The 25,543-nt window shown below is 73.6% G+C and carries 23 protein-coding genes and 1 pseudogene; 9 read left to right on the top strand and 15 right to left on the bottom strand.

The features are described 5' to 3' along the window. Positions 1-24: 24 nt before the first annotated feature. From FHX32_RS05575 to FHX32_RS05530, 10 genes are all read right to left on the bottom strand, one after another. Entirely contained in the window at positions 25-762 is a 738-nt protein-coding gene (locus FHX32_RS05575) for a DUF4142 domain-containing protein (protein WP_167179763.1), read from the bottom strand. A gap of 124 nt (positions 763-886) precedes the next feature. Beyond that, positions 887-1,183: a DUF1707 SHOCT-like domain-containing protein gene (locus tag FHX32_RS05570; RefSeq protein WP_167179762.1), complete on the bottom strand. Its 297-nt coding sequence runs from the start codon at positions 1,181-1,183 to the stop codon at positions 887-889. Between the two features lie 151 nt (positions 1,184-1,334). Then, positions 1,335-2,516: an ROK family protein gene (locus FHX32_RS05565; protein WP_167179761.1), complete on the bottom strand. Its 1,182-nt coding sequence runs from the start codon at positions 2,514-2,516 to the stop codon at positions 1,335-1,337. A gap of 28 nt (positions 2,517-2,544) precedes the next feature. Beyond that, a complete protein-coding gene (locus FHX32_RS05560; RefSeq protein ID WP_167179760.1) occupies positions 2,545-3,804 on the bottom strand; it encodes an ABC transporter permease subunit in 1,260 nt (419 codons plus the stop codon). After that, on the bottom strand, positions 3,801-4,619 hold the full coding sequence (locus FHX32_RS05555; protein ID WP_167179759.1) for an ATP-binding cassette domain-containing protein: 819 nt from the start codon (positions 4,617-4,619) through the stop codon (positions 3,801-3,803). Before FHX32_RS05555 ends, FHX32_RS05560 begins: the two co-directional genes overlap by 4 nt. Positions 4,620-4,735: 116 nt before the next feature. Then, entirely contained in the window at positions 4,736-5,833 is a 1,098-nt protein-coding gene (locus FHX32_RS05550; protein WP_167179758.1) for an ABC transporter substrate-binding protein, read from the bottom strand. A 263-nt stretch (positions 5,834-6,096) separates the two neighbouring features. Beyond that, positions 6,097-6,579 (bottom strand): Cys-tRNA(Pro) deacylase, encoded by a 483-nt coding sequence (gene ybaK, locus FHX32_RS05545; RefSeq protein ID WP_167179757.1) that lies wholly within the window; start codon positions 6,577-6,579, stop codon positions 6,097-6,099. Between the two features lie 178 nt (positions 6,580-6,757). Further along, positions 6,758-7,948, bottom strand: a complete 1,191-nt coding sequence (locus tag FHX32_RS05540; RefSeq protein WP_167179756.1) for a THUMP-like domain-containing protein — start codon at positions 7,946-7,948, stop codon at positions 6,758-6,760. 42 nt (positions 7,949-7,990) lie between these two features. Beyond that, a complete protein-coding gene (locus FHX32_RS05535; protein WP_167179755.1) occupies positions 7,991-8,233 on the bottom strand; it encodes a hypothetical protein in 243 nt (80 codons plus the stop codon). Continuing rightward, positions 8,191-8,382, bottom strand: a complete 192-nt coding sequence (locus FHX32_RS05530; protein ID WP_167182276.1) for a helix-turn-helix domain-containing protein — start codon at positions 8,380-8,382, stop codon at positions 8,191-8,193. Before FHX32_RS05530 ends, FHX32_RS05535 begins: the two co-directional genes overlap by 43 nt. Positions 8,383-8,756: 374 nt before the next feature. Here FHX32_RS05530 and groES point away from each other — a divergent pair, with 374 nt between their 5' ends. From groES to FHX32_RS05515, 3 genes are all read left to right on the top strand, one after another. Continuing rightward, a complete protein-coding gene (gene groES, locus FHX32_RS05525; RefSeq protein WP_018222648.1) occupies positions 8,757-9,071 on the top strand; it encodes a co-chaperone GroES in 315 nt (104 codons plus the stop codon). A 70-nt stretch (positions 9,072-9,141) separates the two neighbouring features. Next, entirely contained in the window at positions 9,142-10,791 is a 1,650-nt protein-coding gene (gene groL / locus FHX32_RS05520; RefSeq protein ID WP_167179754.1) for a chaperonin GroEL, read from the top strand. Between the two features lie 158 nt (positions 10,792-10,949). Next, positions 10,950-12,716 carry a molybdopterin-dependent oxidoreductase gene (locus tag FHX32_RS05515; RefSeq protein WP_167179753.1) on the top strand — a complete coding sequence of 589 codons (1,767 nt, stop codon included), beginning with the start codon at positions 10,950-10,952 and terminating at the stop codon, positions 12,714-12,716. A 101-nt stretch (positions 12,717-12,817) separates the two neighbouring features. Here the strand turns inward: FHX32_RS05515 and FHX32_RS05510 are convergent, their stop codons facing one another. Then, entirely contained in the window at positions 12,818-13,201 is a 384-nt protein-coding gene (locus tag FHX32_RS05510) for a WhiB family transcriptional regulator (RefSeq protein WP_167179752.1), read from the bottom strand. A gap of 254 nt (positions 13,202-13,455) precedes the next feature. Between FHX32_RS05510 and FHX32_RS05505 the strand changes: the two genes are divergently transcribed. Continuing rightward, complete coding sequence (locus tag FHX32_RS05505; protein WP_167179751.1) at positions 13,456-14,286, top strand: response regulator transcription factor; 831 nt, start codon at positions 13,456-13,458, stop codon at positions 14,284-14,286. A 40-nt stretch (positions 14,287-14,326) separates the two neighbouring features. Here the strand turns inward: FHX32_RS05505 and FHX32_RS05500 are convergent, their stop codons facing one another. After that, on the bottom strand, positions 14,327-14,737 hold the full coding sequence (locus tag FHX32_RS05500) for a DUF5319 domain-containing protein (protein WP_167179750.1): 411 nt from the start codon (positions 14,735-14,737) through the stop codon (positions 14,327-14,329). A 185-nt stretch (positions 14,738-14,922) separates the two neighbouring features. Between FHX32_RS05500 and guaB the strand changes: the two genes are divergently transcribed. The 4 genes from guaB (at position 14,923) to FHX32_RS05480 (ending at position 20,725) form a co-directional block, all read left to right on the top strand. Next, positions 14,923-16,485 carry an IMP dehydrogenase gene (gene guaB / locus FHX32_RS05495; RefSeq protein ID WP_167179749.1) on the top strand — a complete coding sequence of 521 codons (1,563 nt, stop codon included), beginning with the start codon at positions 14,923-14,925 and terminating at the stop codon, positions 16,483-16,485. 30 nt (positions 16,486-16,515) lie between these two features. Continuing rightward, entirely contained in the window at positions 16,516-17,634 is a 1,119-nt protein-coding gene (locus tag FHX32_RS05490; protein ID WP_088991960.1) for a GuaB3 family IMP dehydrogenase-related protein, read from the top strand. A gap of 90 nt (positions 17,635-17,724) precedes the next feature. Then, a complete protein-coding gene (locus FHX32_RS05485) occupies positions 17,725-19,143 on the top strand; it encodes a M1 family metallopeptidase (protein ID WP_486480919.1) in 1,419 nt (472 codons plus the stop codon). A 127-nt stretch (positions 19,144-19,270) separates the two neighbouring features. Beyond that, on the top strand, positions 19,271-20,725 hold the full coding sequence (locus FHX32_RS05480; protein ID WP_167179748.1) for a M1 family metallopeptidase: 1,455 nt from the start codon (positions 19,271-19,273) through the stop codon (positions 20,723-20,725). Positions 20,726-20,812: 87 nt separating this feature from the next. On the opposite strand, the pseudogene FHX32_RS05475 reads toward FHX32_RS05480, so the two are convergent. After that, positions 20,813-21,941 (bottom strand): annotated as a pseudogene (locus FHX32_RS05475) (LCP family protein). A 141-nt stretch (positions 21,942-22,082) separates the two neighbouring features. Between FHX32_RS05475 and FHX32_RS05470 the strand changes: the two are divergent. After that, positions 22,083-23,780 carry a GMC family oxidoreductase gene (locus FHX32_RS05470; protein ID WP_167179747.1) on the top strand — a complete coding sequence of 566 codons (1,698 nt, stop codon included), beginning with the start codon at positions 22,083-22,085 and terminating at the stop codon, positions 23,778-23,780. Positions 23,781-23,798: 18 nt separating this feature from the next. Here the strand turns inward: FHX32_RS05470 and FHX32_RS05465 are convergent, their stop codons facing one another. Further along, positions 23,799-24,812 (bottom strand): Brp/Blh family beta-carotene 15,15'-dioxygenase, encoded by a 1,014-nt coding sequence (locus FHX32_RS05465; RefSeq protein WP_167179746.1) that lies wholly within the window; start codon positions 24,810-24,812, stop codon positions 23,799-23,801. 31 nt (positions 24,813-24,843) lie between these two features. Continuing rightward, positions 24,844-25,542, bottom strand: a complete 699-nt coding sequence (locus FHX32_RS05460; RefSeq protein WP_167179745.1) for a bacteriorhodopsin — start codon at positions 25,540-25,542, stop codon at positions 24,844-24,846. Position 25,543 lies beyond the last annotated feature (1 nt).

The following is a 25,543-nucleotide window of genomic DNA, read 5'->3' as shown; positions in this document are numbered from 1 at the left end:
CCGACCGGCCGCGGCCCGGGCGGGTCAGGTGCGGCGGAGCATCCGGTAGGTGGCGATCCCGCCGGTGCCCAGCGCGGCGAGGAAGACCAGCCAGACCACGGTGCTGCTGACGCCCATCTGCGGACCGGTGTTGGCCGAGGCGGCGGCGAGCAGCCCGTCGTTGCCGGGGGCGGGCAGCGCGGCGGGCGGGAGTTCCGGCCACCGCACCAGGCCGGTGCTCTCCAGCATCTGCATGTGGTGCATGACGAACCGGTTGGCGTCCTCGGCGAGCTTGCGCACGATCGGGTCGCGGGTGCTGGCCCGCACCGCCCCGATCACCGGGAAGATCTTGCCGTGCGCGACCCGCAGCCGGGTGACGAAGATCTGGTCGAAGCGCGCGCCGGTGGCGTTCTGCATCTCCTTCAACCAGCCCTTCTGCTCGTCCGTCGGGTCGGTCGGGATGGTCGCGCCCAGCTTGTTGGCCGCCTCCACGGTCAGCCGGTCCAGCTCCTCGTGCTCGGTGGCGATGCCGGCGCCGATCTCCCGGACCTTGGCCGACTGGCCCTTCTCGGCGGCCATCTGCCCGGCCGGCATCTCCCAGAGCCCGGCCAGCCGGACGCCGTTGAGCAGGGCGGCGTCGGCGGCGTTGAGCTGCTGTCCGACCGGCGCGGCGACGGCCATGCCGGGCAGCACGCCCAGCCCGGCGGCGATCGTGACGAGCAGCACCGCCAGCCGACGGGTCCGGTGCACCTGCCGACGGCGGGCGGAACTGAGCGATGCCATGTCTGTGCTGCCTCCTCGGTCCGGGCCGAACGCCTCCGCCGGGCGGGCCGCATCCCGCCGGCCGCCCGTCCGCCCACTGGTACGGGCTGATCGTCCGATCAGTTCATTCCCGTTGCGGTGGCGGTCAGCGGACGGCGGCCAGCACCAGACCGAGCAGCAGCAGGGTGAGCGCGGCGGCGGCGAAGATCGCCAGCAGTTCCCGCCGGCCGTGCGTGGCGGCCGGGTCGGCGGCGGCCGGGGCGGCCGGAGGGGGCAGGTCCCGGGTGAGCGCGGCGAGGTCGCCGAGCGTACGGGCGGTCCAGACGGAACCGGCCCGGTCGGCGAACTCGTCCAGGGTGAGCCGGCCGGCGGCGGTGTGCCGTTGCAGCTCGGCGACCACCCGGTGCCGGTCGTCGTCGGAGGCGCGCAACTGGACGTCCACGGGGGACAGGCTACGCAGGAACCGCGCTCCGGCGGGTCCGCCGGTCAGCCGAGTGTCCCCCGGCCGGCGTCGCCGCTCAGCCCCGGCGTCGCCGATCACCGCCGGGTGCTCGCAGCCGGCCCGCGTCGCCGCTCAGCCCTGGTGCCGCCGGTCAGCCGGCGTCGAGCGGGTCGGCGAGCAGCCGCTCGAAGGCCAGCTCGGCCGCACCGACCAGGGCGGCGTCCTCGCCCAGCTTGGGGGTGCGCAGCCGGACGTGTTCCAGGCAGGCGGCCAGCGCGTTGGAGTTGAGCCGGCTGCGGACCTGGGCCGCCGCGGCGAGGTAGAGGTCGCGCATGGTGCCGCCGAAGATGACCATCTCCGGGTTGAAGATGTTGACCAGGTTGGCCACCCCGAAACCGAGCCAGTCGCCGGCCTGGCGGACCGCCGACTGGGCCCGGGCGTCGCCCCGGTCGGCGGCGTCGAAGACGGCCAGCAGCGCGTCCCGCCCGCGGGCGTCCGAGCGGCCGGCGTGGCGCAGCAGCGCGTGCTCACCGATCTCGGTCTCCCAGCAGCCCCGGGAGCCGCATTCGCAGCGCTCGCCGTCGCGGACCACCTTCATGTGGCCCACCTCGCCGCCGTACCCGCCGTGCCCGGTCACCCGCCGGCCGCCGGCGATGATGCCGGCGCCCACGCCGACGTCGCCGTAGAGGTAGATGACGTTGTCGCAACCGGCCGCCGCGCCCCGGGCGTGCTCGGCGAAGGCCGCCACGTCGGCCACGTTCCCGACGGTGACCGGCACCTCGCAGCCGAGTTCCGCGCCGAGCGCCGCGCCGATCGGCTCGTCCACCCAGCCGGTGGTCGGGCCCAGCCGCACCAGGCCGTCGGCGCGGCGCACCATGCCGCAGACCGCGACCCCCGCGCCGACGCAGATCGACTCGCCCGGCACCCCGTGCTGCATCTCCTTGACCGCCCCGGCGAGCAGCGGCGCGGCCTCCGCGGCGGTCAGGCCGCGGGGCCGGTCCAGCTCCCGGCGGTCGAGCACCGTGCCGCCGAGCCCGACCCGCGCGGCCCGCAGCCGGTCCACCTCGATGCTGTACGCGTACGCGTACACCCGCGCCGACTCGGGCCGGACGACCAGCGACGGTCGTCCGGCCCGGCCGGTCTCCTTCGGCGTTCCCTCGCTGACCAGCCCGGCGCCGGCCAGGTCGGCGGTCAGCGCGCCGATGGTGCTGCGGTTCAACCCCAGCGCGGTGGTCAGCTCCGCGCGGGTGGTCGCCCCGTGGACGTGCACGTAGCGCAGCAGCGCACCGAGGTTCTGCCGGCGGATCTCGTCCTGGCTCGGCCCTGCGCGCATTACTGTCGCCACGTCGGTACCGCGGGAGTCAGCGCGTGCCGGTCGCCGAGGAACGGCGCCGGGAGAAGGCGTCCACGCTCGCGGCGAGCAGCAGCACCACGCCGGTGACCACGTACTTCACGCCCGAGCTGTACCCCATCAGACCCATCCCGTTGTCGATCACCGCGACCACCGCGCCACCGAGCACGGCGTCCAGCACCCGGCCCTTGCCGCCGAAGAGGCTGGTGCCGCCGATGACCGCCGCGCCCACGGCGTAGAGCAGTACGTTACTGCCACCGGTGTTGGGGTCCACCGAGTTGGCCCGGCTGGCCGCCACGATGCCGCCGACGGCGGCCATCGAGGAGCAGATCATGAAGACCGAGATGCGGATCCGGTCCACGTTGATGCCGGCCCGGCGCGCCGCCTCCTTGTTGCCGCCGACCGCGTAGACGTGCCGGCCGTAGCTGGTGCGCTGGAGCACGAAGGTCCAGAGGACCAGCAGCAGCGCGATGATCGGCACGACGATCGGCACACCCTTGAGCGAGCTGATCAGGACGTTGCGGCTGCGCTCCAGGTTGAGGATGAAGACCGCGACGCCGAGGATCACCGCGAGGCCGCCGATCCGGACGAACACCACGGCGAGCGGGTCGGTGACCAGCCCCCGGTTGGCGCGGTTGCGGTGCCGCAGCAGTTGCACCGCCGCGAAGCCGGCGACCGCGACGGCGGCCAGCAGCCAGCCGAGGACGGGCGGCAGGTTGCGGTTGGCGATCGCCACCAGGACGTCGTCCCGCACCGAGATGTTCGTGCCCTCCTCCATGAGCATCAGCACGACACCCTGGAAGGCGAGGAAGCCGGCGAGGGTCACCACGAAGGACGGGATCCCGATCTTGGCGACCAGGAAGCCCAGCGTCGTGCCGATCACCACGCCGGTGGCCAGGGCCGCGACCACCGCGACGTACCAGGGGTAGCCGAGCACGGTCACCACATTGGCCAGCACCGCGGCGCAGACGCCGCTGGCGAAGCCGGCGGAGAGGTCGATCTCGCCGAGCAACAGGACGAAGACCAGACCCATGGCGATCAGGGTGACTGCCGCGCCCTGGGTGAACAGGTTGGCGAAGTTGCCGGCGGTGAGGAACGACGGCCGCATGATCGAGAAGACCGTGCAGAGCACGATCAGGCCGAGCACGGCCGGCAGCGCGCCGATGTCGCCACCGCGTACCCGGCCGACGTAGTTGCGTACGTGGCTGCCGAGGGTGGGCACCGGTGTGACCGCCGCCGGGCCTTCCTTCTGCACGACCGTGGTGGTCACTGGACGCCTCCTGTGGTGGTCTGGGTCGGCTCGGCGCCGTGGCCGTTGCTGGCCGCCTCGGCGGGGAGGCCGAGCCCGCCGGAGCGGCCGGCGGTGATCAGCTCCACCACCTGGGCGTGGGTGATGTCGGTGGTCTTCACCTGGGCGACCATCTGGCCGAGGTAGAGCGCGGCGATCCGGTCGGAGACGGCGAAGACGTCGTTCATGTTGTGCGAGATGAGCACGACGGCCAGGCCGTTGTCGGCCAGCCGGCGGACCAGTTCGAGCACCTGCGCGGTCTGCGCGACGCCGAGCGCGGCGGTCGGCTCGTCGAGGATGACCAGCTTGCTGTTCCAGAGCACCGCCTTGGCGATGGCCACCGTCTGGCGCTGGCCGCCGGAGAGGCTGGAGACGTGCTGCCGCAACGACTTCACGGTGCGGACGGAGAGCCCGGCCAGCGTTTCCGCGGCGAGTTGCTCCATCGTCGGCTCGTCCAGGACGATGCCGCTGCGCTTCTCCCGGCCGAGGAACATGTTCTGCACGATGTCGAGGTTGTCGCAGAGCGCCAGGTCCTGGTAGACGACCTCGATGCCGAGCGCGGCGGCGTCCCGGGGGCTGTTGATGGTCACCGGCCGGCCGTCGAAGAGGAACTCGCCGGCGTCGGTCTGGTATATGCCGCTGATGCACTTGACCAGGGTCGATTTGCCGGCGCCGTTGTCGCCGACCAGCGCGGTCACCTCGCCGGGGTGGGCGGCGAAGGCGACGTCACGCAGGACCTGGACGGGACCGAAGCTCTTGTCGATCCCGCGTAGCTCCAGCAGTGGTGTTGCGGACACGGGGTGTCTCCTTCGGATGGAGGGGAGATCTCGGAGCCCGTCCGGCGAGTGCCGCCCGGCACGGGGGAGTCCCGTGCCGGGCGGCTCGCCTCGGCGGGTACGACGTGGAGCGTCGGTCAGCTGATGCCGGCGTCGGCGCAGAGCTTGGCGTAGTCGGCCGTGCAGACCTCGTCCTTGGTGACGAAGCCGTCGGCGATCACGTCCTTGACGTTCTCCTTGTAGATCAGCTTCGGGGTGAGCAGCACGGCCGCGACGTCACGGCCGCCCTCCGGGTCCTTGACGGTCTGCCCGGTCTCCTTCTTCTCACCCTTGGCGAGCGCGATGGCCAGGTCGGAGGCGGCCTTCGCCTCCTCCTTGATCGCCTTGTAGACGGTCATGCACTGGTCGCCGGCGAGGATGTTCTGCAGGCCCTGCGGGGTGGCGTCCTGGCCGGTGACCGGGACCTTCCCGTTGAGCTTGTTCTTCTTCAGCACCGAGATGGCCGCGTTGCCCAGCCCGTCGTTGGCGGCGAGCACACCGTCGATCTTGCCGCCGGTCTGGGTCAGCATCTGCTCGAAGATGGTGGCGGCCTGGGCGTTGTCCCAGTCCGGCACGGACTGGTCCGGGCCCTTGGTGTACTCCTTCGAGTCGAACTTCGGCTTGAGGATCGAGTCGTACCCGTTCTTGAACAGGGTGGCGTTGTTGTCGGTCGGCGAGCCGTTGAGGTAGGCCACGACCGGGTTCTTGGCGCCCTTGTCGGTCAGGCACTTGGCCAGACCCTCGCCCTGGAGCTTGCCGACCGCCTCGTTGTCGAAGCTGACGTAGTACTCGGCGGAGCCGCCGAGGGTGAGCCGGTCGTAGTCGATGGTCGCGACACCCTGCGACTTGGCCTTGTCCAGGACGGCCTTGCCGGTGCCGGAGTCCAGGTTGACGATCATCAGGGCGGTGACGCCGTTGGTGATCATCTGGTCGGCGATGGTCTGGAACTGGGTCTTGTCGCCCTGGGCGTTCTGGATGTCGTACTGGACGCCGGCGGCCTTGAACGCCTCTTCCAGGAACTTGCGGTCGGCGCCCTCCCACCGGGCGGAGGACTTGCTGTCCGGGAGGATGACGCCGATCTTCGGGGTCTTGGCGCTGCCGGCCTGGTCACCGCTGCCGGATTCGTCGCCACAGGCGGCCACGCTGCCGACGGTCAGGAGGCCCACGGCGGCGAAGGTGAGGAAGCCCTTGCGCATGTGCAGGGTCCTTTCGAGGGTGGGGGTAGGTGTTGTTTTGTTGTGCCCGGCAACGTATTCCGCCCCCCGACCCGACCACAAGGGTGCCGAGGTCATGAGTTTGTTGGCAGCGGTAACAATTCAGCAACGCCCCCGACACCCCCAAGAAAGCGCTCCCACCCCCGCCGCCGTCACACCGACGTGTTGATCAAGAGGTTTGCGTCGTACCCAGCGCGATTTCCCGCCCCAAACCCCTTGATCAACCCGCTGGGGGTGGGGGCGGGTCAGGGGGTGGTGGAGAGGGGGGCGAGTTGGGCGGCGGTGAGGGTGATCAGGTCGGCCGGGGCGAGTTGGAGTTGGAGGCCGCGCCGGCCGGCGGAGACGTAGATGGTCTGGAAGTTCAGCGCCGACGAATCGAGCACGGTGGGCAGCCGCTTGCGCTGGCCCAGCGGGCTGATCCCGCCCCGGACGTAGCCGGTAACCCGTTCGGCCACCGTACGGTCGGCCAGCGCAGCCCGCTTGCCGCCGACCGCAGCGGCGAACGCCTTGAGGTCCAGCTCACCGGTCACCGGCACGACCGCCACCGTGAGCACCCCGTCGACCTCGGTGACCAGCGACTTGAACACCCGTTCCGGCGGCACGCCGAGCGCCTCGGCGACCAGCCCGCCATAGTTCGGCGCGTCCGGGGAGACGTCGTACGGATGGGTGCTGTGGGCGATCTTCCGCTTCGCCAGCAGCGCCGTCGCCGGCGTTCCCTGTCCCGCCATGCCGGACAAGCTATCGGCGCACCACCCGCCAAGCCACCCAATACCCACCCCCGCCCCCGCGATCTTGCACTACGGGCCCCGGCATTCCGGGTGAAGCGCGCGAATCAGGGGCCGAAAGTGCAAGATCGCGGGGAGGTGGGCGGCGGGTGATGGGCGGGGAGGTGGGTGGCGGGGGCTGTCAGGTGGGTGGGACGGGGTGGCAGAGGAGCGTGGTGGGGGCGTTGGCCACCCGGGTGAGGACGAGGCTGGCGGCGTTGTCGCCGGCCAGCTTCAGGTCGCGGCGCAGTCGCTCCGGCTCCAGCGCCGAGCCGCGTTTGAGGATCTCCACCCGGCCCACCCGCCGTTCGCGGAGCAGCGCCCGCAGCCGCTTGAGCGAGAACGGCAGCACGTCGGTGACCGCCAGGCAGCGGGCGTACGGCGTGGCGGCCGGCGCGTCGGCGTACAGGTAGGCGATGTCGGGGTCGGCGAGCGTGGCGTCGAGGGCGTCGGCCAGCTCGGCGACCAGGTGGGCGCGGACCACCGCCGGGTCCGGGTCGTACAGGTAGCGGCGCACCGGCCCGACCGGCGCCTGCCGGTCGCCGGCGCCGGTCAGCACGTGTGCCGCCGCGCCACGCAGCACGGTGGCCCGGCGGGGGACCTCGGCCAGCCGGCCGCACCACAGCGTCGCCTCGACCAGGTCACCGTCCACGCCGACCCACTCCGCCTCGGCGCCCGGCGGGATCAGCGCGTGGTCCAGCCCGGGCGCCACCTTCACCACGGTGTACGGCACCCGCTCGGCCAGCCCGAGCACGAAGTCCCACGGCGGCGAGTAGGCGCTCGGGTCGAACACCCGCCGGCCGGTGCCGGCCTTCCGCCGCGCCGGATCGCAGAAGACCGCGTCGACCCGGTCGACGTCGAAGGCGGTGGCGTCGCCGCACTCGACGGTGAACAGCTCGGCCACACCGGCCGCCTCGGCGTTCGCCGCGGCCATCGCGGCGGTCACCGGGTCGGCCTCGACGCCGTACACCCGGATCCCGGCGCGGGCGGCGGCGAGCGCGTCGGCGCCGAGCCCGCAGCCCAGGTCGGCCAGGGTGCGCACCCCGGCGGCGCGCAACCGTTCGGCCCGCCGGTCGGCGGCCACCCGGCGGGTGGCCTGCTCCAGCCCGGGCCGGGTGAGGAACATGCCGGCGGCTTCCGGCCCGAACTTGCCGGCCGCCCGGCGGCGCAGCTCGACCTGGGTCAGCGCGGCGGCGGCCAGCCCGGCCGGGACGCCGGCCGAGCGGAGCGCCGACGCCGCGGCCAGCGGGTCGCCGCCGGCCACCTCGGCCGCCGCGGCGAGCGCGGCCGACCCCTCGGCGGTACGCAGGGCGGCGAGCTGATCCAGATCCACCCGCCCATTGTCCCGGCCCCGCTCCGCGTTCCGCGCACGCCGTCATGCCGGCGATACCGCGGTGTCCCGCGGCCCGGACGCCGTCACGCCGACCCGGCCTCGCAGCCCGCCCGGGCCGTCCCGTCGCGCGGCTGCGGGTGCTGGCGGCGCCATGTCGGCGATGTGGGGGTGTTGGGCGGCGTCGGATAGCCCCACGTCGGCGGCCTGGTGTCGATCATCTGCGGGGGCCGCGTGGAAGCGGATCAGCTCCAGCATGGCGACGAAGAGGCCGCCGGTGTCGAGCACCGCGTCGACCCGGCCAGGTAGTCCGGCTGGACCGGCCGCTCGCCGATCTCGACGGCGCTCACCTGGGACGACGAGTAGTTGATCAGCTTGCCCAGCTCCTCCTGGCTGAGCCCGCGCGCCTGGCGGGCCCGACGGAGCTGGTCGCGCAGGAAACGTCAGTGTCGGTACCCGGGACATCCGGTCGCTCCCTCCCTTCGACATCGCGCCGGCACCGGAGAGTAGGGGGCTGATCACGGTGTGGCGAGGCGTTGCCGGCGTGTCGCGGTGTCCCGTGGCGGAACACTGGCGGAACAGTGGCGACACGAGGTCCGGGGCGTTGGCACTCTCCTTGACGGAGTGCTAGCCGAGGAATAACCTGCGATTAGCACTCTCACCCTGAGGGTGCCAGCTTCCGGGCCGCTCGGTCCGGGCGCTGAACGCCAGGCGGACCGGCACCCGCGACGACGGCCCCGCCCGGTGGCATGTGGCAGATTGACGCTGGTCGGCCCGCCGACCGGTAACGAAACCAGTACCCCAGGAGGGTATGCCCGTGACTACCGCGACCAAGGTTGCGATCAAGCCGCTCGAGGACCGGATCGTGGTCCAGGCGAACGAGGCTGAGACCACCACGGCGTCGGGCATCGTGATCCCCGACACCGCCAAGGAGAAGCCGCAGGAGGGCACCGTCCTCGCTGTCGGCCCGGGCCGGATCGACGACAAGGGCAACCGCGTGCCGATCGACGTCAAGGTCGGCGACACCGTCCTCTACTCGAAGTACGGCGGCACCGAGGTCAAGTACGCCGGCGAGGAGTACCTGGTGCTCTCCGCCCGCGACGTCCTCGCGGTCATCGAGAAGTAAGCAACCGATCAGTGTCGTTGCCCCGGTCCGGCTCGCCGGGCCGGGGCAGCGTCGCTTCGAAGGGACATCCATGGCGAAGATCCTGAGCTTTTCGGACGACGCCCGGCACCTGCTTGAGCACGGTGTCAACGCCCTCGCGGACGCGGTCAAGGTCACCCTCGGCCCGCGCGGGCGCAACGTCGTCCTGGACAAGAAGTTCGGTGCGCCCACGATCACCAACGATGGTGTGACCATCGCCAAGGAGATCGAGCTCACCAACCCGTACGAGAACCTCGGCGCGCAGCTGGTCAAGGAGGTGGCGACCAAGACCAACGACGTCGCCGGCGACGGGACCACCACCGCGACCGTGCTGGCCCAGGCGATGGTCCGGGAGGGCCTGCGCAACGTCGCGGCCGGCGCCAACCCGACCGGCCTGAAGCGGGGCATCGACGCGGCGGCCAACAAGGTCTCCGAGGCGCTGCTGGCCCGGGCGGTCGAGGTGTCCGACAAGAAGGCGGTCGCGCACGTCGCGACGGTCTCCGCGCAGGACGCCACGATCGGCGACCTGATCGCCGAGGCGATGGAGAAGGTCGGCCGCGACGGCGTCATCACCGTCGAGGAAGGCTCCACCCTGCACACCGAGCTGGACGTGACCGAGGGTCTCCAGTTCGACAAGGGCTTCATCTCGCCGAACTTCGTCACCGACGTGGAGGCGCAGGAGGCGGTCCTGGAGGACCCGTACATCCTGATCACCACGCAGAAGATCTCGGCGATCGAGGAGCTGCTGCCGCTGCTGGAGAAGGTCCTCCAGAACAGCAAGCCGCTGTTGATCATCGCCGAGGACGTCGAGGGTCAGGCGCTGTCCACCCTGGTGGTCAACGCGATCCGCAAGACCGTCAAGGTCTGCGCGGTCAAGGCCCCGGGCTTCGGCGACCGCCGCAAGGCGATGCTGCAGGACATGGCCATCCTGACCGGCGCCGAGCTGGTCGCCCCGGAGCTGGGCTACAAGCTCGACCAGGTCGGCCTGGAGGTGCTCGGCACCGCCCGCCGCGTGGTGGTGGACAAGGAGAACACCACCATCGTCGACGGTGGCGGCCAGGCCAGCGAGGTCGCCGACCGGGTGGCCCAGATCCGCAAGGAGATCGAGGCCTCGGACTCCGAGTGGGACCGGGAGAAGCTCGCCGAGCGGCTGGCCAAGCTCTCCGGCGGCATCGCCGTCATCAAGGTGGGCGCGGCGACCGAGGTCGAGATGAAGGAGCGCAAGCACCGCATCGAGGACGCCATCGCGGCGACCAAGGCCGCGGTCGAGGAGGGCACCGTCCCCGGCGGTGGCGCCGCGCTGGCGCAGATCCTCCCGGCGCTCGACGACGACCTGGGCTTCACCGGTGACGAGAAGGTCGGCGTCTCGATCGTGCGCAAGGCGCTGGTCGAGCCGCTGCGCTGGATCGCCCAGAACGCCGGCCACGACGGCTACGTCGTGGTGCAGAAGGTGGTCGGCAAGGAGTGGGGCCACGGCCTCGACGCGGCCACCGGCGAGTACGTCGACCTGGCCGCGTCCGGCATCGTCGACCCGGTGAAGGTGACCCGCAACGCGGTCAGCAACGCCGCCTCGATCGCCGGCCTGCTGCTCACCACCGAGAGCCTCGTGGTGGAGAAGCCGGCCGAGCCGGAGCCGGCCGCCGCCGGGCACGGGCACTCGCACGGCCACGGCCACAGCCACCAGCACGGCCCGGGCTTCTGACCCGGTAGCACGCCCGGTCCGGGGCACACCGTCACGCCGACGGTGTGCCCCGGCCGCGGTTCCGGGGTGTACGGGCCGCGGGCCGTCGCCGGCCGGGCGGCATTACGGAACGCTGACGCGGCTACCGGCCGGGCCGACCGATCGGAAAGACTGGCCCGATGAGCACCACGACGCGCCGGTACGCCGCGCTGGCCGGGTTCACCGCCGCCGCGGTGGCGATCGGCTCCGCCGAACTGGTGGCGGTGCTGACCGGCCCCCGCTCGGCTCCGCTGGTCGCGGTCGGCGGACTGGTCGTCGACACCGTGCCGGAGCCGCTCAAGCAGCTCGGCATCGGGCTGTTCGGCACGTACGACAAGGTCGCGCTGCTGGTCGGGACGGCGCTGCTGCTCGGCGCGGCGGCCGCGCTGCTCGGGGTGCTGGCCGTCCGCCGGCTGGCGGTGGCGCTGGCCGGCGTCGCCGCCTTCGCGGCGCTCGGGGTGGTCGCGGCGCTGACCCGCGCCGGCGCGGACCTCGCCGACGCCCTGCCAGCGCTGCTCGGTGCCGGGGCGGGGGCGCTGGTGCTCTGGCTCTTCGTGGCCGGCCCGCTGGAACTCGACCCCTGGCCCTGGTCGCCACCCGAGCCGCTGCCCTCCGCCGTGCGCCCGACCAGCCCGGGACCGGCCGGGGAGCCGGACGCCGAGGCGGCCACCGATCTGCCCGGGAACCGGGCCGCGACGGCCGAACCGGCGGCGGGCGAAGCGGAGAGCCGGCCTGCGCGGGCCGAGCCGGCGGACGGCAGGGAGCGTCGGCCCACGGCCGGGGAACGGGCGGCGGAGCCGAGGTCGGCAGGCGGGTGGGAGCCGCTGGAACGCACCGATCCGGAGTCGCGGCGGCGGTTCCTCACCGGGGCCGGGGTGCTGCTCGGTGCGGCCACCGTGGCCGGTCTGGGTGGGCGGTGGCTGGCCGGGCGGCGGGGCGTCTCAGCGGCCCGGGCGGCGGTGCGGCTGCCCGCGCCGGTCTCCGCCGCGCCGCCGGTGCCCGCCGGGGCCGACCTGTCGCTGACCCAGCTCGCCCCCTACGTCACGCCGAACTTCGGCTTCTACCGGATCGACACCGCGCTGGTGGTGCCGCAGGTGGACCCGGAGACCTGGCGGCTGCGCATCCACGGCCGGGTCCGCCGGCCACTCACGCTCAGCTTCGCCGACCTGCTGGCCCGACCGCTGGTCGAGCGGTACGTGACGCTGGCCTGCGTGTCCAACGAGGTCGGCGGCGACCTGATCGGCAACGCCCGCTGGCTGGGCGTGCCGCTCAAGGAACTGCTCGACGAGGTGGAGCCCGAGGAGGGTGCCGACCAGGTGGTCGGGCGGTCGGTGGACGGCTGGACCTGCGGCACCCCCACGGCGGTGCTGCGCGACGGGCGGGACGCCCTGCTGGCGGTGGGGATGAACGGCGAGCCGCTGCCGGTCGAGCACGGCTTCCCGGTGCGGATGGTGGTGCCCGGCCTGTACGGCTACGTCTCGGCCTGCAAGTGGGTCACCGAGCTGGAGCTGACCAGCTTCGCCGACTTCGACGCGTACTGGGTGCCGCGCGGCTGGTCGGCGCAGGGGCCGGTGAAGACCCAGTCGCGGATCGACACGCCCCGGGCGCGCAACCGGCTCACCGCCGGCCCGATCACCGTCGCCGGGGTGGCCTGGGCCCAGCACCGGGGTATCCGCCGGGTGGAGGTACGGGTCGACGAGGGCCCCTGGCAGGAGGCGGAGCTGGCCGCCGCGGTCTCGGTGGACACCTGGGTGCAGTGGTCGTGGCGGTGGGACGCCACGCCGGGCGAGCACACCCTCCAGGTCCGGGCGACCGACGCCACCGGCGAGACCCAGACCGCCCGCCGCCAGGACGTCGCCCCCGACGGCGCCACCGGCTGGCACACCGTCCCCCTAACCATCCGCTAACCCCCACCCGCCCCGCCACAGCCCCGCTGATCATGAAGTTGTTGACCGGTGCCGGCGTGTCGCGTCACCAACTTCATGATCAACGGGGTGGGGTGGGTGGGTCAGGCGATCTTGCGTTGGGCGGGGACGGCCGACTTGTGCGGCCGGCCCAGGCGGGCCTCCAGCCGGGCCACGTCGACCCGGGTCTGCCGGCGGTCGGCCAGGTCCTCCCAGCCCATGGCGAGCAGCCGCAGCCGCTCGGACTCGCTGAAGCCGCCCCACACGCCGTACGGCTCCCGGACCGAGAGCGCGTGCGCCGCGCACTCGGCGCGCACCGGGCAGGTGCGGCAGACCGCCTTGGCGCCGGACTCGCGGCGCAGGCGAGAAGAGCCGCGCTCGCCGTCGGGGTGGAAGAACTGGGCGCTGTCGCGGCCCCGGCAGGCACCGAGCCGCTGCCAGTCCCAGAGATCGACGATGGGTCCGGGCAGTCTACGTACGTTCGACATCAGCACCCCTCCTCCCGCGCGGCACCGCGAGATACTCATGGCCGGCTCACCGGGCGGCGGCGCCGCGCAGGCGCACCTTCCCGGCCTGGACCTCCCGGTACCCGAGCTGTTGCCGACTCACACTTCTGTGATCGAAAACTTCCGGCAACTTGCGGCATATGCCCCAACTGTCGGAAAAGTTCGGAGGATTGCCGGGAACCCCCTCGGCGGCGCGCCCGGTCATGGTCTGCTCATTGGCGGAGAGGAGACCCACTGTGCGTACGGTTCTCGTGTGCGTTCGGACACCACTCGCCGCCCAGCACCTGACCTCGGCGGCGGCCCGGCTCGGGCTGTCCGCGGTCGTCCGGACCGCTGTCTCCGATCCCGAGGTGATGCTGCGCCTGGCCGAGCGGCCGGCCGACGTGGTGCTCGCCGACACGGCGCTCACCCGGCCGGACAGCGCCGGCTTCGTCCGCCGGGTGCTGGCCCGCGCGCCGCAGGCCGCCGTGGTGCTGCTCGGGACGGAGGAGTCGGAGGCGGCCGCCGCCACCATCAGCGCCGGCGCCCGGGGCCTGATCCAGGGCGCCGACCACGACCTGACCAGCGCGGTGGCCAAGGCGCTGCTGCTACTCTCCGCGCCCGGCCGCGCGGCCCGGCACCGGATCACCGACCCGGCCCGGGACACCGCCGCGGTCGGCGGCCCGGGTCGCCCGGCGCAGGGCGGCCGGCCCTCGGGCGAAGCCAACCCGCCCTGGCCGGCCGGGTCCGGCGAGGGCACCGGTGGCGCCCCGGCGGTGGTGCCGGCGCAGCGCGGTGACGACCCGGCCGACCCGGCCGACCCGGCCGACGGAGAGCCGGAGGCGCCGGAGACGCGGCGGAGCGCCCCGGGCAGCCGGCCGAGCCGGCCGCCGGTCGGGCTCACCGAGCGGGAACTCCAGGTGCTGCTCGGCATGGCGGAGGGCAAGAGCAACGCGGAGATCGGCCGCGAGCTGTTCGTCTCGGAGGACACCGTCAAGACGCACGCCCGCCGGCTCTTCCGCAAGCTCGGCGCCCGGGACCGGGCACACGCGGTGGCCGCCGGCTTCCGAGCCGGCCTGGTGGCCTGACCCGCGCACGCCGCCGCCTTCCGGGCGTCGCCCGTCGGGGTCAGTCGGCGGAGCCGGGCTCGTCCTCGGTGCCCTCGGTCAGGGTGTCGTGCACCCCGTCGGCGTAGCCGCGGGCGTAGTCCCAGGTGACGTAGTGGTCCGGATCCGGGTCGTAGGCCGGCTCGTGCACCCGCGGGCGGCCGGAGTTGAGCAGGTGGCGCAGGTTGCCGCGGAGCAGGTCCCAGTCGAAGTAGTGCGGCTCCCGGCAGTCCTCACACTCGATCACCAGCCCGCGGATCCCGATCGGGGCCAGCAGCGCCTGGTAGATCTCCAGGTCGGCGAGATCCTCCAGCACGTCCTGCCGCTCGCCCTCGGTCAGCGGGTCGAGCGTGGCGTCGTCCCCGGGATCGTGCAGGCCCGCTGCCGGATCCGCCGGGTCGCCGTTGAACGGGTCGATGGGCTCGTCGTGCACACCATCACCGTAGACCTACCGCAGCGGCGACGCCCGCCCCCCGGCCGGCGGCGTCCGCACCCGCCGCCGGCGGGTCCGGCCCAGGTCACTGGGTACGATGGGGCGACGCGCCGTCACCCGGCGTACGCCGGTGCCCGTCCGCGCCACCTCGCTGAAGCCCGTCCGAGCAGCTCAGGGGAGCAATCGTGGAAATTTCGCCCAGCACCGACCTGTCGAGCGGCGCCGACCACGGCGAGCTGGGCGGTCACCTGCCGGAGCTGCCCGCCGGCTCCGCCCGGGTGGTGCCGCTCGGGCTGACCTTCGACGACGTGCTGCTCCAGCCGGGCGAGTCGGACGTGGTGCCGAGCCGGGTCAACACCGTGACGAAGCTGACCCGCAACATCAGCCTCTCGATCCCGCTGCTGTCCAGCGCGATGGACACGGTGACCGAGGCGCGGATGGCGATCGCGATGGCCCGCCAGGGCGGCATCGGCGTGCTGCACCGCAACCTGTCGGTGGAGGACCAGGCCCTCCAGGTCGACCTGGTCAAGCGCTCCGAGTCCGGCATGATCACCAACCCGGTCACCGCCAGCCCCGACGACACCCTGCGCGAGGTCGACTCGCTCTGCGGGCGCTACCGCATCTCGGGTGTGCCGGTGGTGGACGGCGAGGGCCAGCTGGTCGGCATCGTGACCAACCGGGACATGCGCTTCGTCACCGACCCGGCCACCCCGGTCCGCGACATCATGACCCGGACGCCGCTGGTCACCGCGCCGGTCGGCGTGAGCAAGGACGAGGCGCTGGCCCTGCTGCGCCAGCACAAGGTCGAGAAGCTGCCGATCGTCGACGGGGCCGGCAAGCTGCGCGGGCTGATCACCGTCAAGGACTTCACCAAGAGCGAGCAGTACCCGAACGCGACCAAGGACGAGGCCGGCCGGCTCCGCGTCGCCGCCGCGATCGGCGTCGGCGAGGACTCGTACAAGCGGGCCCGGGCGTTGGTCGACGCGGGCGTGGACGTGCTGATCGTGGACACCGCGCACGGCCACCAGCGGGCCGTGCTGGACATGGTCCGCCGGCTCAAGAAGGACGTGGGCGTCGACATCGTCGGCGGCAACATCGCCACGTACGCCGGGGCCAGGGCGCTGGTCGAGGCGGGTGCCGACGGGGTCAAGGTCGGGGTGGGCCCGGGCGCCATCTGCACCACCCGGATCGTCGCCGGCGTCGGCGTACCGCAGATCACCGCGATCATGGAGGCGGCCCGGGCCGCCCGTCCGGCCGGCGTGCCGGTGATCGGCGACGGCGGCATCCAGTACTCGGGCGACATCGCCAAGGCGCTCGTCGCCGGCGCCGACACGGTGATGCTCGGCAGCCTGCTGGCCGGCTGCGAGGAGAGCCCCGGCGAGCTGATCTTCGTCAACGGCAAGCAGTTCAAGGCGTACCGGGGGATGGGCTCGCTCGGCGCGATGCAGTCCCGGGGCCAGGCCAAGTCCTACTCGAAGGACCGCTACTTCCAGCAGGACGTGACCAGCGACGAGAAGCTGGTCCCCGAGGGCGTCGAGGGTCAGGTGCCGTACCGGGGGCCGCTGGCCCGGGTGGCCCACCAGCTGGTCGGTGGCCTGCGGCTCGCCATGGGGTACGCCGGCGCGGAGAGCATCCCCGAGCTGCACAGCCGGGGCCAGCTCATCCGGATCACCGCGGCCGGGCTCAAGGAGAGCCACCCGCACGACATCCAGATGACCGTCGAGGCGCCCAACTACCACACCCGCTGAACCACCACCCCCAACCACCTGGAGTCCCCCATGCGTGACGTGGTCGAGATCGGGCTGGGTAAGACCGCGCAACGCGGCTACCACCTGGACGACATCGCCATCGTGCCGAGCCGCCGGACCCGGGACGTCGACGACGTCTCGACCAACTGGCAGCTCGACGCCTACCAGTTCGGCATCCCCTGCGTCGGGCACCCCTCCGACGCCACCATGAGCCCGGCCTCCGCGGTCCGGCTCGGCCAGCTCGGCGGCCTCGGCGTGCTCAACGTCGAAGGGCTGTGGACCCGCTACGAGAACCCGACCAAGGTGCTCGAGGAGCTGGCCGCGCTCGACGAGGACGCCCGCGCCACCAAGCGGCTCCAGGAGGTCTACGCCGAGCCGATCCGCCCGGACCTGATCGCCGAGCGGGTCCGCGAGCTGCGCGCCGGCGGCGGGACGGTGGCCGTCCGGGTCTCCCCGCAGCACACCCTGGCGTTGGCCCCGGTGATCCTGGACGCCGGCGTGGACATCCTGGTCATCCAGGGCACCATCGTCTCCGCCGAGCACGTCTCGACCACCGACGAGCCGCTCAACCTCAAGGAGTTCATCGCCGACCTCGACCTGCCGGTCATCGTCGGTGGCTGCACCGACTACAAGACCGCGCTGCACCTGATGCGTACCGGCGCGGCCGGGGTGATCGTCGGCATCGGCGGCGACGAGTGGTCCACCACCGAGTCGGTGCTCGGCATCCGGGTGCCGATGGCCACCGCGATCGCCGACGCCGCGGCGGCCCGGCGGGACTACCTGGACGAGACCGGCGGCCGGTACGTGCACCTGATCGCCGACGGCGACCTGCAGACCTCCGGCGACATCGCCAAGGCGCTCGGCTGCGGCGCGGACGCGGTGATGCTCGGCGAGCCGCTGTCGCTCTGCACCGAGGCGCCGGCCGGCGGCGCCTGGTGGCACTCCGCCGCCAGCCACCCGTCGCTGCCGCGCGGCGCGTTCGAGGTGGCCGGCGAGCCGCTCGGCTCGATGGAGCAGCTGCTCTTCGGCCCCGCCGACGAGCCGGACGGGCAGCTCAACCTCTTCGGCGGGCTGCGCCGGGCGATGGCCAAGTGCGGCTACCGCGACCTCAAGGAGTTCCAGAAGGTCGGCCTGGTCCTCGACCGCTGACGCTGGACGGGTCCCGCCGAGGGCGGCCCCGGACCCGCACCCGGCACGAAGAGACACCACCCGCACCGGCCGCGCCGATAGGCTCGGCCGGTGCGTCGTACTCGTGACCTGATCCCGCTGGCGCTCGCCACCGTGGCGACGGTCGGGCTGCTGACCGCCTGCCCCGGCTCCGACGACCGGGAGGGCGACCCCGACGGTCTCCGCCCGGGCAGCGCCGACCTCGCCGACCCGTACGTGCCGGGCGCCGGCAACGGCGGGTACGACGTCTCGCACTACCGGCTGGCGGTCCGGTACGACCCGGCGACCGACCGGCTGAGCGGACGCGCGACGGTCACCGCGACGGCGAGCCACGGGCTGTCCCGGTTCACCCTCGACCTGGCCGGTCTCGACGTCAGCGCGGTCACCGTCGGCGGCAAGCGCGCCGAGCACCGGCGCGACGGCGACGAGCTGGTGGTCACCCCGGCCGACGGGGTACCGCGGGGCCAGCAGTTCGCGGTCGAGGTGGAGTACGCCGGGGTGCCGGCCCCGGTCCCGGACGGCGTGCTGGGCAACGGCGGCTTCCAGCACACCGCCGACGGCGCGATCGCGCTCGGCCAGCCGCGCTCGGCGGCCACCTGGTTCCCGGTCAACGACCACCCGTCCGACAAGGCCACCTATGACATCGAGGTGACCGTCCCGGAAGGGCTGGCGGCGCTGAGCAACGGGGTGCCGGGGGAGCGGACGACCGCCGGCGGCTGGACCACCTGGCGGTGGGCCGAGCGGGCCCCGATGGCCAGCTACCTGACCACCCTGGTGATCGGCGACTACCAGGTGCGGACCGGCACCCACGCCGGCAAGCCGATGGTCACCGCCGTACCGGCGGGCCTGCCGGCCACCGGCCCGGAGGCCGCCTCGCTCGCCCGGACCGGGGAGGTCGCCGACTTCCTGGCCAGCCGCTTCGGGCCGTACCCGTTCGACTCGTACGGCGGCATCGTGGTGACCGACGACCGGATCGGCTACGCGCTGGAGACCCAGTCCCGGCCGGTGTACGGGCCGGGCTTCTTCCGGGGCGGGCGGCCCAACACCGGGGTGGTCGCGCACGAGCTGGCCCACCAGTGGTTCGGCAACAGCGTGGCACTGACCCGGTGGAGCGACATCTGGCTCAACGAGGGGTTCGCCAGCTACGCGGAGTGGCTGTGGGAGGAACACGACGGCGGCCGCACCGCGCAGCACAACTTCGAGCTCCAGTACGCCGCCACCGACTGGTCCCGGCCGTCCGTCGACCCGGGACCGACGCAGATGTTCGGCTCCGCCGTCTACAAGCGCGGCGCGCTGGCCGTGCACGCGCTGCGCCGTACCGTCGGCGACGAGACCTTCTTCCGCATCCTGCGGGGCTGGACCGCCGAGCGGCGGAACGGCAACGCCACCACCGCCGACCTGATCGCGCACGCCGAACGGGTCGCGGGCCGGCCGCTGGGCCCGCTCTTCGACGCCTGGCTGGTCGGCGGCAGCGCCCCCGCCCTGCCGTGACGGGTCCCTGATCGACGGTCGGTAGGCTGCCGCCGGGCGGGCCGGCCGCGACGCGGGTCCCCCGGTGGCCGCCGCCCGGCCGGACCGGCCGGCGGGACGGCCGCTCGGCACAGGGAGGGGCGAGGCGATGGCGCTGCCGCGGCGGGTTCGGCTGGTTACCGGTCTGCTGGTCACCGGGGCGCTCGGCGTCAGCGGGTGCGGATCGTCGGCGGAGCTGGAGGCCGGCTCGGCAGCCCCGTCGCCGAGCAGCAGTCGGCAGTTCCGGCCCGGCGGCGCCGGGGTGGGCGACGACTACTTCCCGACGTACGGCAACGGCGGCTACGACGTCGGCCGGTACACGGTCAAGGTGCGCTACGACCCGGCGACGGACCGGCTCACCGGCACCACCACCGTGCAGGCCGCCGCGACCGCGAACCTGTCCGCGTTCAACCTGGACCTGGCCGGGCTGAAGGTGCGCGAGGTGACCGTGGACGGTGCCCCGGCCCGGCACTCCCGCAAGGGCGACGAGCTGGTGGTCACCCCGGCGCGCGGCCTGATCGCCGGCAACGGCTTCGTCGCCGAGATCAGCTACGACGGCGAGCCGGCGGCGCTGCGTAACGAGACCCTCGGCGAGGGCGGCTTCCTGCACACCTCCGACGGCGCCATCGCGCTCGGCCAGCCGGAGTCGGCGAGCACCTGGTTCCCGGTCAACGACCACCCCTCCGACAAGGCCAGCTACGACTTCGAGATCACCGTGCCCGAAGGGCTGACCGCGGTCAGCAACGGCGTACCGGTGGGCCGGAGCAGCGCGGACGGCTGGACCACCTGGAGGTGGGCCGAGCGCAACCCGATGGCCAGCTACCTGAGCATGGTGGTGATCGGCAAGTTCCGGCTCACCCGGAGTGAGCACAAGGGACGGCCGGTGTTCCACGCGGTCACCACGAAGCTCTCCGAGGGGGCGGCGGACCGGTCGATCGCCCGGACGGTGCGGGTCGCCGACTACCTGGAGCGGCTCTTCGGGCCGTACCCGTTCGAGTCGTACGGCGGGGTGGTGGTCTCCGACGACCGGATCCGGTACGCGCTGGAGACGCAGAGCCGCCCGGTCTACGCCGCGTCCTTCTTCCGCCAGGGCGAGAACACCGGGGTGGTCGCGCACGAGCTGGCCCACCAGTGGTTCGGCAACAGCGTGGCGCTGACGAAGTGGCAGGACATCTGGCTCAACGAGGGGCTGGCCACGTACGCCGAGTGGCTCTGGACCGAGCACGACGGCGGGCGCACCGCCGCGCAGGCCTTCGACGCGCGGTACGCCGGCGCGGCGAGCCGGGTCTGGCGCACCCCGCCGGGCGAGCCGGGGGTCGAGAACCTGTTCGGCGAGTCGGTCTACCAGCGCGGCGCGATGACCGTGCACGCGCTCCGGGTGGCGGTCGGCGACAAGGCGTTCTTCGAGATCCTCAAGACCTGGGCGGCGGAGAAGCGGCACGGCAACGGCACCACTGCCCAGTTCGTGGCGCTGGCCGAACGGATCTCCGGCGAGCGGCTGGACGACCTCTTCGACGACTGGCTCTACGGCACCGAGCGCCCCGCCCGCCCCGAGCGGCGCTGACCCCGACCCACCCGGACGGCACCGCCCGGGGCGGCGCCGGGCCCAGCTTGGCCCGGGCGGCACCCGGGCAGCGCCGCCCGGCCTGGGTCAGGTCTTGACCCGCAGCTGCGGGTGCTCGGCGAGGTACGCGTCCGCCCGGCCGGCGCGCAGCGCGGTGAGGAAGTCCCGGCCCACCTTGGTGAGCTGCTCGCCCCGGTAGCCGCTGCCCCCGGCCGACCGCCCCGCCCGGCAGCCCGACCAGGACGAACCGTTCCGCCGGCAGTTCGCCGAGGGCGTACGCGAAGTCGATGATCCGCCGCCCGCCGAGGGCGGAGTAGACCAGCGTGTCGCCGAGCGCGGCGACCACCTGCTCGACCCGTTCCGGCTGGCGGGCCAGGTCCTGGTCGAGGATCTTGCGGACCAGAGCCCGGACGAGTTGCTGCTGGTGCCGCTGCCGGGCGTAGTCGCCGCCGGTGAGGTAGCGCTGCCGGGCGTAGTCGAGCGCCTGCCAGCCGGTCAGGTGCCGCTGGCCCTTCTCGTAGATCATCTGCGGCCCGGTGTAGCCGCCCGGCGCCGGGTCGCGGTGTCGGCCGTCCGGGCGGCGGTGCCGGGAGGCCACCCGCTGGTCGACGTAGATGTCCACCCCGCCGAGGGTGTCCACCAGCTTGTCGAAGCCGCCGAAGGTGACCACCGCGCCGGCGTCGATGCGCAGCCCGGTGTAGCCGCTGACGGTGCTGCGCAGCAACTCGTACCCCTGCGCGGTGCTCGGCTGCTTCGGCTTGCCCGGCACCCGGCTGCCGTAGCTCATCGCGTGGGTCAGCTTGGTTCGCCCGCCCCGGTAGCCGGCCGCGGGGAAGGCCGGGATGTCCACCACCAGGTCGCGGGGGAGCGAGAAGAGGTATGCCCGGCCGAGCCCCTTCGGCACGTGCAGCACCAGTACGGCGTCGGCGTGCGGCTCCCAGCCGGGCACGCTGACCCGGGTGTCCACGCCGACCAGCAGCAGGTTGAGCGGGCCGGTGATGTCCGCGCCCGGCGGCGGGCCGGTCGGGCTCGGGCTGGCGCTCGGCGTGCCGGTCGGGGTGGCGCTCGGGGTGCCGGCGGTCGGTGTCCCGGACCCGCCGTCGGAGCCGACCAGCCGGGTCACCACCACGGCGGCCGTGGCCGCCATCAGCACGGCGGTGAGCGCCGCCAGCCCCAGCAGCCAGCGGCGGCGTGGCACCCGCGATCGGAGGACCATGTCGACCCCTCTCCCCGTACCTGACTCGACGCTCCGACGGCGGCCTCGGGTTGCGTCCGGGGCGGCGGGCGGTGGACGGGGTGCATGATCGCGCGAAAACTGCCCCTGGCGCGACAGCTACTGACCGGTAATGATGCGTCCATGCGGTACGACGTGCTCGTCATCGGGTCCGGCTTCGGCGGCAGCGTCACCGCGCTGCGGCTGGCCGAGAAGGGCTACACCGTCGGCGTGCTGGAGGCCGGGCGACGGTTCGCCGACGACGAGTTCCCGCAGACCTCCTGGCGGCTGCGCCGCTTCCTCTGGGCCCCGAAGCTGGGCTGCTACGGCCTGCAACGGATCACCCTGCTCCGCCCCGCCGACCGCCGGGCCGGCGGCGGCCTGATGGTGCTCTCCGGGGCCGGGGTCGGCGGCGGTTCGCTGGTCTACGCGAACACCCTCTACGAGCCGCTGCCGGCCTTCTACGCCGACCCGCAGTGGCGGGACATCACCGACTGGCGTGACGAACTGGCCCGGCACTACGACCAGGCGAAGCGGATGCTCGGCGTGACCACGTACCCGATGGTCACCGGCGCGGACCGGGCGATGCGGGCGGTGGCCGAGCGGATGGGGGTGGGGCACACCGTGCACGCCACCCCGGTCGGGGTGCACATCGGCCGCCCCGGCGAGCGGGTCGCCGACCCGTACTTCGGCGGCGCCGGCCCGGAGCGCACCGGCTGCACGCACTGCGGCGCCTGCATGACCGGCTGCCGGCACGGGGCGAAGAACACCCTGGTGAAGAACTACCTCTGGCTGGCCGAGCGGCTCGGCGTGCGGGTGCATCCGCTGACCACGGTGACCGCGGTGCGGCCGGCCGCCGACGGCGGCTACGCGGTGGAGACCGTCCGCACCGGGGCCTGGCTGCGCCGGCGCCGCCAGGTGATCCACGCCGACCAGGTGGTCTTCGCCGCCGGCGCGCTCGGCACCCAGCGGCTGCTGCACGAGATGAAGGCCACCGGCGCGCTGCCCGCGCTCTCGCCCCGGCTCGGTGAGCTGACCCGGACCAACTCGGAGGCCATCCTCGGCGCCTCGGTGCCCCGCCGGCAGGCCCGGGCGCAGGGGATCGACTTCACCGAAGGGGTGGCGATCACCAGCTCGTTCCACCCCGACCCGCAGACCCACATCGAGCCGGTCCGCTACGGCCGGGGCTCCAACGCGATGGGGCTGCTCCAGTCGCTACTGGTCGACGGCGGGCCGCACCGGGTGCGCCGCTGGCTGGGCATCCTGCTGCGCCAGCCCGGCACGGCGGCCCGGATGCTCAGCGTGCGCGGCTGGTCGGAGCGTACGGTGATCGCCCTGGTCATGCAGTCCGCCGACAACTCGCTGACCACCCGGTTCCGGCGTGGCCGGTTCGGCCGGCGGCTGGTCTCCGGCCCCGGCCACGGCACGCCCAACCCGACCTGGATCCCGGCCGGCAACACCGCCGCCCGGCTGCTCGCCGAGGAGATCGGCGGGGTGCCCGGCGGCTCGCTCACCGAGCCGTTCGACATCCCGATGACCGCGCACATCCTGGGCGGGGCGGTGATCGGCGCCACGGCCGCCGACGGGGTGATCGACCCCTGGCACCGGGTCTACGGGCACCCCGGGCTGCACGTGGTGGACGGCGCGGCGGTCTCGGCGAACCTCGGGGTGAACCCGTCGCTGACCATCACCGCCCAGGCCGAACGCGCCATGTCGTTCTGGCCCAACAAGGGCGAGGAGGACCCGAGACCCCCGCTCGGTGAGCCGTACCGCCGCCTGGACCCGGTCCCCCCACGCCAGCCCGCGGTCCCGGCCGACGCCCCCGGCGCCCTCCGGACGTGACCGGGGCCGGCGCCCGGGTCAACCGGTCGGGCGTCGGAGCACGGGTACGCGCCGGTCCGTCCAGGCGACCAGTGCCGTGTGCGGGAGGGTCAGCGCGGCCAGCACGGCGACCGTCGCGGGCAGCGGGTCCGCCCGGTGGCCGGGCCAGGTGACCAGGGCGAGCAGAGCGGCGACGGCGATCACCGTGGGGGCCGCCGCCTGCCGGGCGAAGCGACGCAGCGGCGGTCCGACCCGCCCGGCCGCCAGGTCGGCCGCGTTCCCCGGATCGTGTCGCAGCAACCGGGCGACGTGACGGCAGGAGTGCCAGGCCGCGAAGTACGCCCCGATGGCCAGGGCCGGCGGCACGGTGCTGAACAGCGCGGCGAGCAGGGCCGGTGGGACGGCGTCCCGGGCGCGGCCGGCACGCACGTCCCGGATCGCGGTGACCGCGACCGCGCACAGCACGGTGGCCAGTGCCAGCGTCCTCACCTCGACGGTGAGCAGCGCCGGTGCCCGTGGGGCCACCGCCGCCAGCAACGGGTCGACCTGGTCCCGCCACAGCGCCAACGGGACGACCACCGGCGGTCCCCCGTACGCGAGCACGGCGGCCACCCTCGGCCGGATCGGTCGACGGTCCCGCTCGGCATGGAACGCCTCGTCGGCGGTGCCGAAGTGGACAACCGACACGATGAGAAAGCCGACCAGCGCCAGGTCCGGCGCGGCCCGGAAGGCCGCCAGCCCGGCGCCGGCCACGGCCGGGTAGGCGACCAGCAGCGCCACGCGCGCCGACACCGGGCGGGCGCGCGCCGACAGCCAGGCGGGCACCAGGTGGTCGACGGCGCCGTGCGGGAGCCCGAGGAGCAGCCCCGCGAGCAGGATGGCCGGCGAGCTGACCGGCCCGTCGGCGTCGATCAGCGGCGACAGTGCCAGCAGTCCGCCGAGCGCGAGCTGCGACACCGTCCCGGCGCGCCGCAGCAGCCGGTCCGGTATTCGCGGGCCCTCCGCCGCGTCGGTCGCGCCCGACGGCGGCCGTGCGGTCCGGCCGTCCGCCATCGGCACTCGGGGGCCGACCCCGCGCGCCGGGTCAGACGACGGTGAGGTGACCACGGTCGGACAGGGCGCGTAGCCGGCCGAGATCGAGGATGCTCCAGCCCACCTTCGTGAGGATGGACAGCAGGACGAAGAGCAGGCTGGTGGTGGCGGAGCTGATCAGGCCGAGACCGGTCGGGCCGATCATCCAGAACAGGGGGTAGCCCACCCAGAGCACGCTGAGCACCAGGGCGGCCTCCGTGTACACCGCAGCGATCGGTTCCGGCTGGCGGTGCGCGTGGGCGCGCAGCGGTCCCCAGACCAGGCCATAGAGCCCGAGGAACGCCACGACCCCGATCGTGAACAGGGTGTACCGGATCGTGGCGTCCGCCGCGAGCTCGGCGGTCACCCCGCTGAGGAACACCACCAGGTTCGTCCCGACGAGGGCACCGGCCAGTCCCCAGCGGCGCCCGGGCAGCGAGTGCGTCGCGGTGAGCATCAACGCCACCAGCAGCAGGGGGGCGGTGACCGCCCAGTCGACGTACCGGGCCCAGTAGAGCGTGTGGCCGGCCACCTCCGCCCGGCCGCCGCCCAGCGCCATGACCAGGTACCAGAAGCCGGACCAGAGCGGGATCGCGATCGCCACCCGGTACTCGCCGAGCGGGACTCCCCGCGGGTTGGCCTGCCAGCGGGTGAACAGCACGACCCCGGCGGCCATGGCGGCGACGTACATCCACAGCCACCACTCGGTCATG

This window comes from Micromonospora sp. CNZ280 (genome assembly GCF_011759515.1).
This window is presented reverse-complemented; position numbering and strand designations above follow the sequence as displayed.

Excerpts from the sequence above, each read along its gene's own strand:
- FHX32_RS05575 (WP_167179763.1), bottom strand. The coding sequence starts at position 762 with ATGGCATCGCTCAGTTCCGCCCGCCGTCGGCAGGTGCACCGGACCCGT.
- FHX32_RS05565 (WP_167179761.1), bottom strand. The coding sequence starts at position 2,516 with ATGCGCGCAGGGCCGAGCCAGGACGAGATCCGCCGGCAGAACCTCGGT.
- FHX32_RS05550 (WP_167179758.1), bottom strand. The coding sequence starts at position 5,833 with ATGCGCAAGGGCTTCCTCACCTTCGCCGCCGTGGGCCTCCTGACCGTC.
- ybaK (WP_167179757.1), bottom strand. The coding sequence starts at position 6,579 with ATGGCGGGACAGGGAACGCCGGCGACGGCGCTGCTGGCGAAGCGGAAG.
- groES (WP_018222648.1), top strand. The coding sequence starts at position 8,757 with ATGCCCGTGACTACCGCGACCAAGGTTGCGATCAAGCCGCTCGAGGAC.
- groL (WP_167179754.1), top strand. The coding sequence starts at position 9,142 with ATGGCGAAGATCCTGAGCTTTTCGGACGACGCCCGGCACCTGCTTGAG.
- FHX32_RS05515 (WP_167179753.1), top strand. The coding sequence starts at position 10,950 with ATGAGCACCACGACGCGCCGGTACGCCGCGCTGGCCGGGTTCACCGCC.
- FHX32_RS05510 (WP_167179752.1), bottom strand. The coding sequence starts at position 13,201 with ATGTCGAACGTACGTAGACTGCCCGGACCCATCGTCGATCTCTGGGAC.
- FHX32_RS05490 (WP_088991960.1), top strand. The coding sequence starts at position 16,516 with ATGCGTGACGTGGTCGAGATCGGGCTGGGTAAGACCGCGCAACGCGGC.
- FHX32_RS05480 (WP_167179748.1), top strand. The coding sequence starts at position 19,271 with ATGGCGCTGCCGCGGCGGGTTCGGCTGGTTACCGGTCTGCTGGTCACC.
- FHX32_RS05470 (WP_167179747.1), top strand. The coding sequence starts at position 22,083 with ATGCGGTACGACGTGCTCGTCATCGGGTCCGGCTTCGGCGGCAGCGTC.
- FHX32_RS05465 (WP_167179746.1), bottom strand. The coding sequence starts at position 24,812 with ATGGCGGACGGCCGGACCGCACGGCCGCCGTCGGGCGCGACCGACGCG.
- FHX32_RS05460 (WP_167179745.1), bottom strand. The coding sequence starts at position 25,542 with ATGACCGAGTGGTGGCTGTGGATGTACGTCGCCGCCATGGCCGCCGGG.